The organism is Mesorhizobium sp. WSM4983 (assembly GCF_029625765.1).
Lineage (GTDB): Bacteria > Pseudomonadota > Alphaproteobacteria > Rhizobiales > Rhizobiaceae > Mesorhizobium.
This window is the reverse complement of the sequence record NZ_JARTVM010000001.1, coordinates 1,181,986-1,193,659: the sequence shown is the minus strand read 5'-3', so window position 1 is coordinate 1,193,659 and position 11,674 is coordinate 1,181,986. Positions and strand designations below refer to the sequence as shown.

The following is an 11,674-nucleotide window of genomic DNA, read 5'->3' as shown; positions in this document are numbered from 1 at the left end:
GAATGCCATGTCTGAAGCGAAGACGACCACCAATCACGACGAAATTCGCAAATGGGTTGAGGAGAGGGACGGCCATCCCGCCGTGGTTCGCACCAAGGGCGAGGGCGGCATCCTGCGCATCGACTTCGGCGAGCCGGAGGAAGCGCTCGAACCGATCGAGTGGGATGAGTTCTTCCGGATCTTCGACGAGAACGACCTTGCCTTCCTCCATCAGGACAAGGCCGGGAGCGGAGGAAAGAGCCGCTTCAACAAATTTGTCGAGCGGAGCGGGAATGGTTGACGCGGGCGGCGGCAGGTAACCAGCAACGAACGCACGCAAGCACCCGACCGGCGGAGGCTGCCGCGCCGCCCCGGTTGCCTCAATCCAATGGCTTGTCGGTTGGGCGCGGGGTGGTTCCGGCCTCGCGCTTGCGACCGGCATTGCGATTGGCAACCTTACTGTCGAGCGGTGATGTCGACTGTTCCTCGGCGGCGCCGGCTGTTTTGGGAACTGCCGGTCTCGCGCCGGCGTCGCTATCCATAGCATCGCGGTTTGGACGCGGAAGGCCTTCAGCGTTCGGTGACCTGGTGGCCGGCCGAGATGTGTTTTTCAGTTGAGCCATTTGATACCTCCTTACCTGATCGCAACGACAGGGCGCCCGGGCGAGTTCCGGGCAAAGCGTGGTCACCCGTGAGGGCGCATCACGACCTTGATGCAGCCGTCCTGCTTATCGCGGAACTTCCTGTAGAGGTCGGGTCCGGCCTCGAGCCCGGCGCGGTGGGTGATCACGAAGGACGGGTCGATGTCGCCGCTTTGGAGGGCTCGAGATAGCGTTGCGTGTGGGTTTGTCCCATGCGGAACGTCAGCCCCTTGTTCATCGCCGCGCCGAACGGGATGTGGTCGACAAGGCCGATATAGACGCCGGGCACCGAAATGGTGCCTCCCTTGCGACAGCAATAGATCGCCTCGCGCAGCACATGCGGCCGGTCGGTGCCAAGATAGACACTCGCCTTGACCTTATCGAGCATGGAATCCGGGGTGGCGCTGGCATCGGCTTCGGTGCCGACACAGTCGATGCAACTGTCCGGGCCGCGACCGTTGGTCATGGCCATCAGGGCATCGTAGATATTCACGTTGCTGAAATCGAGGGTCTCGGCCTTGCCGTGGTCCCGCGCCATAGCAAGCCGCTCCGGCACCTTGTCGACGGCGATCACGCGTCCGGCGCCAAGCATCCAGGCGCTCTGGATCGCGAACTGGCCGACCGGCCCGCAGCCCCAGATGGCGACGGTGTCGCCCTCCCGGATGCCGGCGTTCTCCGCCGCCATATAGCCGGTCGGGAAGATGTCGGAGAGGAACAGGACCTGTTCGTCGTCCATGCCGTCCGGCACCTTGATCGGGCCGACATCGGCAAAAGGCACTCGCAAATACTCGGCTTGCCCGCCCCAATAGCCACCGACCAGATGCGAATAGCCGAACAGGCCCGCGGGCGACTGGCCCATGACCTTGGCGGCCTGGTCGGCGTTGGGGTTCGACCGGTCGCAGAGTGAAAACAGGCCGTTCTGGCAAAACCAGCATTCGCCGCATGAGATATTGAAGGGAACGACGACGCGATCGCCCTTCTTGAACTTGCTGTGTCCACGGCCGACCTCCACCACTTCGCCCATGGTCTCATGGCCCAGCACGTCGCCCGATTTCATCGTCGGCATATAGCCGTCCATCAGATGCAGGTCCGAACCGCAAATGGCGCAGCAGGTAACCCTGATGATGATGTCGCGGTCGTCCTCGATCGCGGGATCGGCGACCGCGTCGCACCGGATATCGCCCTTGCCGTGCCATGTCAGCGCTTTCATCGTGCCATTCCTGTCGATCGGAGGATTGAGTGCATCGAACTTGCGCCCGGCTGGAATGTTCCCCGGGCGGCGCCTCGCATTCATCCGTTGTTCGCGGAACCCGGTTCGGCGGCCTTGCGATGCTGCTCGGCCAGCGTGCCGGCCGGCGTGACATGGGCCGCGGCAGCCTGCATCTTGTTCTTCAAACCGCTAACGACCTGCTCTTTTCCGGCCATCATGGCATCATAGCCGTCCTTGGCCACATCGGCCGGATTGTCTTTCTCCTGAGTCCCGATTTCGGTGTCCATCATGTCGGCCCGCTCGAAGAAGCGGGTCTGCGTCGCGCCGGGCATCAGCACTGTCACGGTCACACCGCTGTCCTTCAACTCATGGCGCAGCGCGATGGCGAAAGAATCGATGAAGGCTTTGGTGCCGTTGTAGACCGCTTGGAAGGTGCCGGGCATGAAGCCGGCGATGGAGCCCGTGAACAGGATCCGGCCGCGGCCACGCCGGACCATCTGCCGGCCGAGCCGATGTGCCAGATAGACCGTGCCGGTGATGTTCTGTCGATGACGCGGCGCGCCTTGGGCCAGTCCTGATCGATGAAGCCCCGGCCCAGGCCTCGTCCCGCGTTGAGGAACAGAAGGTCAATAGCGCGGTCACCAATCCTCGCGATCAGTTGATTGGCCCCTTCCTCGGTCGCGAGGTCGGCTTCTACCGCCTCGACTGCAACGTGGTGAGATTGCAGCGCCTCGGCAGCCTGCTCTATCGCCGGCTCGTCGGCCACGATCACCAGTTCGTAGCCATCTCTCGCGCATAATTTCGCCAGTTCCTTGCCGATGCCGCTGGAAGCGCCGGTCACCACGGCGAGCTTTCCGTTTTCCATTTCGTTCTCCGACCGTGCGAGTGTGGTCCGGCCGAACATGCGCAGAGTGCGATTGTTCCGTTCGAATTCTTGGGATTCGGCAACGCGCGGCAAACGAGGCTCGGCGAGACGGAACCAATTCGGGGCACGGCTGTTCCGCCGTCAATGTGGAGCGACAGTCATGGGCATCTTTTCCGATCTGGATAAGAAACTTACCGACAACCTCTATGAGCATGGCAGCCAGCTGACCGATCCCAGCGCTGATCTGCCCCGTCGGGTCAAGGAGAGGGTCGATCTCCTCATGCCGTTCATCCAGCCGGAGGCGCGTGAGGCGGTGAGGCTGCAAATCCTCGGCATCATTCACGAGCACATATTAGATGAGACCGAGATTGGGCCTGGAGAGCCAGCGGCCAAGGAATGAGAGAAGCTGGCTGGACGCGTCATCGATTTCCGGCCGCCCTAAAGCGGCAGCGCCGAACGGAGCCAGGCGCTAGCTGATATCTATGATTTTTCGCTTCTTGGGCGTCCGGCCCGGCCTGGCCGCGGGAGGAGGCGACTTTGCCGCCGGTGCCGCGGCCAAACGCTGCTCGCGTAGTCGCGCCGTCTTTGCCTGGCGCGCCAGTCGTTCCGTCTCAAGCAGTTCGCGCGCCGCATTCGAGGTGCGCTCACGCCTGTCCTTGTCGATCTTCCGCGTCGCCACGGTCGTTCCAAATCAATTCGCCGTTGGAGCCGTATCCAACTTGCCCGAAGGCCCATTGTTCCGAATGATCCCGCGACGGACGGACGTTTCGAACGAAATGTCTGCAACTCGAATATGTCGGGCCAAGCCCTTGTCGAAAGCTCCCGTTGCTTCTCCCGCCGGGAACTTCAGCGCTGCTTCCCGGTTCAGCCGGCTGAAGCCGACGCGATGCGCCGGCCTGCGACGTCGGAACCGAAGCGGTGCGTTCGCCGTTCCGGCTGCATTCCTGTCGCCAAGGAGATCGCCATGGCGCCGCGTCCCGCCTGGAGCGGTTATCTCAAACTGTCGCTGGTCACCTGTGCCGTCGAATTGACGAACGTCGTGACCCATGCCGAGAAGGTTTCCTTCCACGTGCTCAATCGCAAGACCGGCAACAGGGTCCGGCGCATCTATGTCGATGCCGAGAGCGGCAAGCCGCTGGATAAAGACGACGAGGTCAGGGGCTACGAAGTCGGCAAGGACGAATTCATCTTCATCGAAGAGGAAGACATCGAGGCGGTGCAGATCGAGTCCTCGCACACGCTCAATCTCGACGGCTTCGTCGACAAATCGTCGATCGAGCAGATCTATCTCGACGCACCCTACTACGTGACGCCCGCCGACAAGGTCTCGGAAGAGGCCTTTGCGGTGATCCGCGACGCGCTGGCAGAAAAGAAGATGGCCGGGCTCGCTCGCATCGTGCTCTATCAGAGGGAACGCCCGGTGGTGGTCGAGTCGCGCGGCAAGGGCATGATGCTGACCACCCTGCGTTATGGCGACACCGTGCGCGAGCCCGCCGGCGTCTTCGCCGAGATCAAGTCGGGAAAGCCCGACAGCGAGATGATCGGGTTGGCCGAGCACATCATCGATAAGCAGAAGGGCAAGTTCGATCCCACCGAGTTCCGGGACCGATATCAGGAGGCACTGCTGGAACTGGTTCGCGCCAGAAAGGCCGGCAGGAAGGCGCCGAAAGCCAAGGCGGAACCCAAGCCGTCCAATGTGGTCAATTTGTTCGATGCGCTGAAAAAGAGCCTCGGCGCGGAGGCCGGGGCAAAACCCAAATCCCCGAAGTCCAGGGGAGCGCCGAAACGAAAAAAGACGAAGAATTCTGCACGGGGGCGCAAATCGGCATAGCAGTTGTCTGTGCGGTGAGCGACATCAAGCTGGCTTGCAGACCGAGGCAAACAAGGCTGGAGTCTCGGCGCCTTCGCCGAGGAGGAATTCGGGTAACGCCAGCGCGGGCTAAAACACCGGCCGTGGCAGAAGAGCACGAGCTCGAGGATTTCGCGCGCCGGGGCGCACCGGGCACGATCCAAAAATCTATCCGTTGCGTTCCTCGCTTTCACGCAACAGCCGCACGATCGCATCGACTGGGGATGGATTGGCCGCCGGCTGGATTTTCCGTCGCCAAAGATGGCGAAGAAGCTTTTTCAACATGGGCATGCACATACTCCCTAGCTATCAGACCTTGCATCGGGCGTTCCGGGTTGGAGCGCCACTTCCTCGGCGAGCCGGCATCCATCAACCCAGCCGGGCGGCAAGCAGGAAAGCGGCGCCCGCCAGAACCACGAGCGCCGCAATCACCAGCACCGGCCCGTTCCTGCTCGGCTGAAGGCCGGGCGCGTTCTGGGGGCGCTGCATGGCGTTGGCGAAGCTCGCCTGATTGGTGAATTTCGGTTCATCTTGTGCGACGTGATGGGTGGAACTCGCCGACCCTCCCGCCTCTGCATCCGTTTCCTGCGGGGCGGCAGAAGGGTCGAATCCGGGCGTCTTGTCCCGGGTAATGCCCATCTGCATTTCGCCTCGATCCTCGGCGGGTGTTCGCTTGCTCGGTGAGGTCATCGGACAGCTCCTTTCTACCAAACATCTGTCCGGCGTCGGTGTTCCCACGGGATCATTTGAACGCGAAGTAGAAACGCTGCTGTCCAGGCACTCGTTTCCGGGAAGGGGGAACTATCGCTGCCGCCAATCGCTGAGCGCGGCCGGAACCTTTCCTGTTGGGCAGCTTTTACCTTCGTTATCTAAGATGACGAGGCACCGATGCAGGTTCTCGAGACCCACATACTTTCCAGGTCGGAAGGCGTGGTGACAGTCGAATTTCTCGGTGAGGGCGGCGAAAAGATTGCCGTCACAATGGCTGGATCCGATCCACGGCCGACGAACGGCGACACCGCTCTTATCGATCGCGCCAAAGAGATGATGGTGCAGTGCGCGGTTTTCGAGACCGTGGAAGACCGGTCCGAGCAGCAGAGCAACCGCGACTTCAGCGAGCCCGCCAAGCCGGAGAGCCCCTTCACATTCGAATATCGCGACAATGATGGCGTGCGGCAGCTCAAGGGCGTGGAATTCCCGAACCTGGAGGCCGTGCACGACGAGGCGCTGCGTTCGGCGATTGATTTGCTTGACGACACGGCCGCCGAAGGTGGGCAGCAGGGCTGGGCCGTCCGGGTTCGGGACGCCAACGGAAAGATCGTGCTGGCGATCGACTTCGACGAGGCGAAACGGAAAAAGGCGGCAGCGGAATGAGGAGCGCGGGCTGCGTGGCCTGAGAAAGGACCATGCTCCCGTTCCTATCACTGGATATGAGATATTCGACAAGCGCCTGCATCTTAGTCCAGCCGGGCTCGCAACTGAAACGCCGTGCAGTCCTGCACTGCGGAACCTCATTCCAAATGAATTCCGTGTTCAACCGGAACTTTGGGGACGACTGTCAGTTCGATGATTTGCAGGCGCCGCTTTTTTGGCGCCTGCCGGAGATCGGTGGGAAACACTGATCGGCCCGCACCTCAGACGCGGGCCTGCCGACCCCGCCAGGACAAGCCGGTCAGCCAAGTATGGACGGGAGCCTATCATGAAACACCAAACGCTCGACCAACTGCACGCAGTCGCTGATATCAATCCGCTGGTGCCGCTCACGACAAGGACTGAAAAGATAGAGAGGTGGGCAGAACTGCTCGAGCGGAATCCGTTGCGCTGTCTCGCCGCGCTCACCGGCACCGAGTATCTCTATCCAGGCATGCGGGAAGAGGCGCGGGCGGCTGGATCCCCGCTGACGGTTGCGTTCGAAGACCCGCTGCTGAGGGCCTCGGGCCTGCAGTCCGATACCTATGGGGAAGCCAAACGCTTCTTTGAACTCTCCGATTGGCAGTTGCATGAAGTCGTCTGCAGCTGCCACACCGGCGCAACCATGCAGGCCAGTTGGGCTGCTGGACGCGTCCGGAGAATTGTCACAGGCAATCGCATTTTTGCCTGGCTGAGAAGCCGCTTCATACACTGACTGCGTCTCAACCTGCTCGCTATCGCGGCTGTTGCGACAGCCGCCGGCTTTGCTCGGACGTTGATCGATCCGCGGAGCGATAGGTCCATGCAGGGCGCGCGAGACCGCAATGCGGCGAAGACGGCGATGCGGTGAGAACGGCAAGTCGCCGATCGAAAGGCCCTGCTTCAGCCGTTCTGGTCGATCGCGTGGGGCGCTGGCTGCTGGCTCCCGCCGCTCGGGCGCTCGGGCTCTCGGCCGATCCAGGCCCAAACGGTTATCAACAAAATCACCACGATCGCGATCACTGCAACGATCCGGGGCATCAGAAATCCTTTCGTCCGCTGCTAGCCGCCCGGCTTGTTCGTGTTTGGAGCCGAAGCCGCGCCGACTGTCGGATCGGGCGCAACCGGACCGCGCTTGGCCTCCGAACCTCTGTTTGCCTAATTGGGCGATGGCGTGTTTGTTCCATCGGACTGATGGAGCCGATTGCCCGCGTCCCTTATCGGCCAGGTCGGGGAACGCTCTTCCGACGATCTTGTTATCCTCCAGATCAACCCGGAGAGAGTCATGGGCAAGGAAGAGAACCGCCGCGAGACCGGCGCCAGGAAGTACCCGGCCAATACCGATCCGGATCCCTCAGACCGGTTTTCGCAGGCCGCGGCCGGCAACGAAAAGCCTCACGATCGCTTTGGGCTCACCCGCAGACAGGGCGAGGTGGAAGACAAGACACATCAGTCGGAAGGGCAAAACCCTCCGGGACGGGCGACGCCTGGTCCTGCGACGCAAAAAACTTCCGGAGCCGGCCCATCGGTCGCCGAGCATTCCAAGGATGCGAAAGCACCCAGAGGCGGCCGCCGGTCTGGTGCCTACGTGAAAGAATAGTAGTCTTCGCTCGCCGCACCACGCGCCGAAGGTTCCGTATCAGCGCGATGTCGAATGCATTCGTCATGCCTACACGCCGAAGGGGTAGGTGTCCGGGACCCCGCGCGTCGCATGCTCCGGCCCGAGCGGCGTCACGGCGGTGGTTTCATCGAACCAGACGAAGGCATCGAATTGCCGCGCAAGCGAGGCGTCGGCATAGTGGCTGTGCAGTTCCGTTTCCGGCCGATAGATCACGCCGATGAACCGTTCGAGCCGACGTTCGGTCAGCCGATCATGAAGGGCTGGATCGGCTCCAAGGTCGAGCAGGAAACGAGCGGTGCCGGCGTCGTGGCAAAGCCGCTCATAGCTGTCCTCGCGCGAAGGCCGCACGGACATGATTTCCATTTCGCCGTCCCAATGCTTGGCGGCAGCGACCGTGCCGGCATGCGTGCCGAAGCCGATGACGGCTACGTCGTCGCCGAACCGCTGGCGACAGAGCTGACCGATGTTCACTTCGTCCCTGACGATTCCCATCTCCGTGAAGCGGGCGTCGCCGATATGGGAGTTGTGCGCCCAGACCACGGCCTTGGCATCGGGAGAACGCGCTTCGATAACATGTTGCAGCGTGTCGAACATGTGCGTGTCGCGCAGGTTCCAGGATTGCGCGCCGCCATAGTACATCACGCGATAGTAGTGCTCGGCGGAGGCAATGAGCCGGGCGTTCTGCGCGGCGTCGAACAATTCGTCGCCGTCCTGGCCGGCGTGATCGAGCTGACGCGACAGCATGTCCCGGCACTGCCGCAGCACCGCCTCCTCGCATTCCCGGTAGCCTCGGGTTAGCGCCGCCCGGCCATAGGTGGCGGGTTCGTGCTGCCACGGCGTCAGGCAGCCGTAGCGTTCGCGGGCAATGCTTGCCGCCTCCGGATCGATGCGGTCGAGATATTCCAAAACCGCCGCGATCGAGCCTCTCATATTGTAGATATCGAGGCCGTAGAACCCTGCCTGGCTTGCCGGTGTTTCGATCTGCTCGTTGTGCGCACGCAGCCACTCCACGAATGCCGCGAATTCGGCGTTGCGCCACATCCAGGTGGGAAACCGCTGGAAAGGCATGTCGGCGCGCGGCGAAGGTGGGCGGTGGCGCACATAGCGGTCGATCGCCGCGGCGTCGGGCCAGTCGGCTTCAGCGGCGACGATCGTGAAGCCATGTTTCTCGATCAGTCTTCTGGTGATCCAAGCCCGCGCCCGATAGAATTCGGATGTACCGTGGCTCGCTTCCCCGAGAAGCACGATCCGCCGGTCGGCAAAGCGATCGAAGGCCTCCACAAAGGCGGGATCATCGAACTCCGGAAGCGGTTCGGCCGCTGCGGCAATCATCTGCGGAAGACTGCGCGCTGGCAAGAGCGGGGAGACACGGCTGGATCGGATGCGGTTGTCCTCCTGCCAGCCTTCTTCGCCGATCAAAGGGACAAAGCGCACGGCACCGAAATCTTCCTCGCTGTAGGTGGAAGCGCCCGTGCGGGTGACTTTGAGGAGGCGCTGCTCGTCAGGGTCATCTCCGACCGGAATGACCAGCTTGCCGCCGACATCCAACTGCTGCTGCAGCGCGAGCGGCGCGCCGGGCCCGCTCGCCGCGACGACAATGGCATCGAACGGTGCCGCTTCGGGCCAGCCCTTGGTGCCGTCGCCGGTGCGGACATCGATGTTGCGATAGCCAAGCGTCTCGAAGCGCCGTCTCGCGGTTTCCGCCAGGCCGGCGTGCCGTTCCATCGTGTAGACATGATCGACGATGCGGCTCATCACGGCGGCGGCGTAGCCAGATCCCGTGCCGACCTCGAGGACGTGATCGCCGGGCCCGATCTCAGCCATTTCCAGCATGAACGCGACGATATAGGGCTGCGATATCGTTTGGCCCTCGGCAATCGGCAGCGGTCCATCCTCGTAGGCAAATTCTTCGAAGCCAGGGTCCACGAAAGTCTCGCGTGGGACCTCGCGCATCGCTGCCAGGATCTCACGATCATGAATGCCGCGGCGGCGGAGATGAACATCGACCATTCGGCGACGTTCGCGGGACAGGTCGAGCATGTGCATCCTCAACAGGAAGTTGGAATCGCAAGCGGCTGCGGCAACGTCATCCCTCGGCTTCCATCATCGTCCTGGCCGGCTCCCGCGCGACGTTCTCCTCGATCCGCTCGCGCCCCGGAGTCTCCGGCAGCGCCTTGCGGAAATTCTTGGCATAATCGGGCGGCATCTTCGGCATCAAGGCTTCGTCAATAACGCGCTCGACCTCGTCGGCCCGTTCGATGCTGGCGCAAGCCATCAATGCGGCAGATTCTTCATGGCGCACCTGGACAAAGGAGATTTTGTCCCGGTTTTTCCGCAAAGCCTCCATGATGCCGTTGATGCCATCGCCGGGCAGGCCGAACATGACTTCGACATCCCAAGCAACCCGAGTGTCGACGAAAATTTCGGCTGCATTTGGCATGGCCAGGCTCCAATGAATGCATTCCGAACCAGTAGGGCGGCAGTTGGTTCCCTTGGCCACGCAGCCAGGCCACCGCCTCGCAAGGAGCGAATTCGCGGGAACGAGCGAGCCGGACGCGGATTGAATCCTCATTCGCTGACGAGCAAAGCGCCAGGATTGGCGATTAGCCGGAAGGGTTGATCATGAGCGAGCCACTGAAAACCACAAATCACGAGGTGATCCGGGCTTGGATTGAAGCCCGCCAAGGCAGACCTGCAGTCGCGCGGACTGCAGGCAAGGGGGCGGTGCTGCGCGTCGACTTCGGCGAGCACGAAGAGGATCTGCAGCCCGTCGAATGGGAAGAGTTCTTCGCCATATTGGATGAGAACGAACTTGCCTTCGTGCACCAAGACCTAACGGCGGAAGGTTTGCCCAGCCGTTTCAACAAATTCGTCGAGCGCGGATGAGAGAAGCGCCATGCGATCAGGCGGAAAGCAACTCGCTCGCCTGATGCTCGCTGCTTACGCCTGCCGCTATTGATTGCCCGGCATTTTGTTGCTGCCTTGCGGATCCTTTTTTATGCCGGCGGCGGGAGACGTGTCCTGGGGTGCGTTTCCGCCCTGGTTCTGCTCAGGTGTCCGCTTCAACGGTGCCGTCGGCCAGCTACTCTGGACATAGGCGAAGGCCCAGTAACATGCCAACAGCACAACCACCGTCAGGATCAGCGGCAACAGCACTCGTCTCACGCTGACTCCTATTTGCTCTGCTGACGGTAATCGCCGGCCCGCGGATCGAATCCGGTCCAACCGCCAGCTTCGTAGTCGTTCCGCCGTTCGCCGATGTCCACCGACCTGGAATCATGGAGGATCGCTTGTGCTTGCGGAGCGAGGTCATCTTCGACGCGAGCGGTAAGCAGAGTGCCGCCCCGGCGAATGCCTTCGGCATAGACATGGGCGTCCCCCTCCGACACGCCGCCGTCGGTCAGACTGCCGATGATGCCGCCGGCCGCTCCACCGACAACTGCGCCCGCGGCCGCGCCCGCGGCTGTCGCCGCCAGCCAGCCAGCCGCCACGACCGGACCGACGCCAGGTATTGCTATGGCGCCGAGGCCCGTCGCCAAGCCGCCGGCGCCGCCCACGACCGCCCCGATCCCGGCTCCACTGGCTGCATCTTCGGCGGCCGCGGAAGAATGCCGGCCGTCGGCATTGTTAGCGATGATGCTGAGATCGCTCGGCGGTACGCCCATGGACTCCAGCTCGCCCACGGCATCGGCGGCATCGTCATAATCGTCGAACAGTGCGGTGATCGTCTGCATTTTGATGTCTCCTATCGATTACTATCGGCCGGCAAAGGTTTGCGCGTTATCGGCTGCGACCGCCGGAAAAAACGAGGAGGTCGCAGCGACGGCTAATGGCGCGAGAAGTGTCCGCATGTTCATGGGTTCAAGCTCCTGTGGCCGATGGGCCGGAGCCGAACAAGCGACTCAGGGCTTTGTTCCAGTCGGAGTCCTTCGATTTTCAGATGGCGTCTGCCGGAACTGTGATCCGCAGGCTGCGTTCCGCGACAAGCCGACCTCAGAGGTTCTTGCTCGCCGCAGTCGTTTGAACGGGGGACGGCCTTTCCTGCTGCGGTTTGGTAAAGAGGGTCTGCGATTTCCTTCGGCCGTTTGGCTCAGGGGCCGCAACGGCCGGACATGGTCGC

At 62.4% G+C, this 11,674-nt stretch carries 12 protein-coding genes and 3 pseudogenes; 7 read left to right on the top strand and 8 right to left on the bottom strand.

The window, feature by feature from the left end:
• Positions 1 to 7 precede the first annotated feature (7 nt).
• Positions 8 to 280: a hypothetical protein gene (locus P9254_RS05815; RefSeq protein ID WP_095779479.1), complete on the top strand. Its 273-nt coding sequence runs from the start codon at positions 8 to 10 to the stop codon at positions 278 to 280.
• A 79-nt stretch (positions 281 to 359) separates the two neighbouring features.
• On the opposite strand, the gene P9254_RS05810 is transcribed toward P9254_RS05815, so the two are convergent.
• The 3 genes and pseudogenes from P9254_RS05810 to P9254_RS05800 form a co-directional block, all read right to left on the bottom strand.
• Entirely contained in the window at positions 360 to 602 is a 243-nt protein-coding gene (locus P9254_RS05810) for a hypothetical protein (RefSeq protein ID WP_128292676.1), read from the bottom strand.
• A gap of 62 nt (positions 603 to 664) precedes the next feature.
• A pseudogene (locus P9254_RS05805) lies at positions 665 to 1,830 on the bottom strand (zinc-dependent alcohol dehydrogenase).
• Between the two features lie 80 nt (positions 1,831 to 1,910).
• Positions 1,911 to 2,695 (bottom strand): annotated as a pseudogene (locus P9254_RS05800) (SDR family NAD(P)-dependent oxidoreductase).
• Positions 2,696 to 2,855: 160 nt separating this feature from the next.
• Here P9254_RS05800 and P9254_RS05795 point away from each other — a divergent pair.
• Both P9254_RS05795 and ku read left to right on the top strand, forming a co-directional pair.
• The gene (locus P9254_RS05795; protein WP_095779478.1) at positions 2,856 to 3,095 is read left to right on the top strand and encodes a hypothetical protein; all 240 of its coding nucleotides are present in this window, start codon (positions 2,856 to 2,858) and stop codon (positions 3,093 to 3,095) included.
• A gap of 564 nt (positions 3,096 to 3,659) precedes the next feature.
• The gene (gene ku, locus P9254_RS05790) at positions 3,660 to 4,526 is read left to right on the top strand and encodes a non-homologous end joining protein Ku (protein WP_095826295.1); all 867 of its coding nucleotides are present in this window, start codon (positions 3,660 to 3,662) and stop codon (positions 4,524 to 4,526) included.
• A 387-nt stretch (positions 4,527 to 4,913) separates the two neighbouring features.
• Here ku and P9254_RS05785 read toward each other — a convergent pair whose 3' ends face one another.
• A complete protein-coding gene (locus P9254_RS05785) occupies positions 4,914 to 5,234 on the bottom strand; it encodes a hypothetical protein (RefSeq protein WP_095826282.1) in 321 nt (106 codons plus the stop codon).
• Positions 5,235 to 5,525: 291 nt separating this feature from the next.
• Here P9254_RS05785 and P9254_RS05780 point away from each other — a divergent pair, with 291 nt between their 5' ends.
• From P9254_RS05780 to P9254_RS05770, 3 genes are all read left to right on the top strand, one after another.
• On the top strand, positions 5,526 to 5,918 hold the full coding sequence (locus P9254_RS05780; RefSeq protein ID WP_127213749.1) for a DUF6894 family protein: 393 nt from the start codon (positions 5,526 to 5,528) through the stop codon (positions 5,916 to 5,918).
• A gap of 325 nt (positions 5,919 to 6,243) precedes the next feature.
• Entirely contained in the window at positions 6,244 to 6,669 is a 426-nt protein-coding gene (locus tag P9254_RS05775; protein WP_067320635.1) for a hypothetical protein, read from the top strand.
• A gap of 549 nt (positions 6,670 to 7,218) precedes the next feature.
• Positions 7,219 to 7,533: a hypothetical protein gene (locus P9254_RS05770; RefSeq protein WP_095826296.1), complete on the top strand. Its 315-nt coding sequence runs from the start codon at positions 7,219 to 7,221 to the stop codon at positions 7,531 to 7,533.
• Positions 7,534 to 7,602: 69 nt separating this feature from the next.
• On the opposite strand, the gene P9254_RS05765 is transcribed toward P9254_RS05770, so the two are convergent.
• Positions 7,603 to 9,594: a protein-L-isoaspartate(D-aspartate) O-methyltransferase gene (locus P9254_RS05765; RefSeq protein WP_127241334.1), complete on the bottom strand. Its 1,992-nt coding sequence runs from the start codon at positions 9,592 to 9,594 to the stop codon at positions 7,603 to 7,605.
• A gap of 223 nt (positions 9,595 to 9,817) precedes the next feature.
• Positions 9,818 to 9,994: pseudogene (locus tag P9254_RS05760) on the bottom strand (thiamine pyrophosphate-binding protein); the annotation flags it as partial.
• A gap of 182 nt (positions 9,995 to 10,176) precedes the next feature.
• Here P9254_RS05760 and P9254_RS05755 point away from each other — a divergent pair.
• The gene (locus tag P9254_RS05755; protein WP_095802790.1) at positions 10,177 to 10,440 is read left to right on the top strand and encodes a hypothetical protein; all 264 of its coding nucleotides are present in this window, start codon (positions 10,177 to 10,179) and stop codon (positions 10,438 to 10,440) included.
• A 66-nt stretch (positions 10,441 to 10,506) separates the two neighbouring features.
• Here the strand turns inward: P9254_RS05755 and P9254_RS05750 are convergent, their stop codons facing one another.
• Both P9254_RS05750 and P9254_RS05745 read right to left on the bottom strand, forming a co-directional pair.
• Positions 10,507 to 10,719: a hypothetical protein gene (locus P9254_RS05750; protein WP_082953722.1), complete on the bottom strand. Its 213-nt coding sequence runs from the start codon at positions 10,717 to 10,719 to the stop codon at positions 10,507 to 10,509.
• Between the two features lie 8 nt (positions 10,720 to 10,727).
• Complete coding sequence (locus P9254_RS05745) at positions 10,728 to 11,288, bottom strand: hypothetical protein (RefSeq protein WP_066992020.1); 561 nt, start codon at positions 11,286 to 11,288, stop codon at positions 10,728 to 10,730.
• Positions 11,289 to 11,674 lie beyond the last annotated feature (386 nt).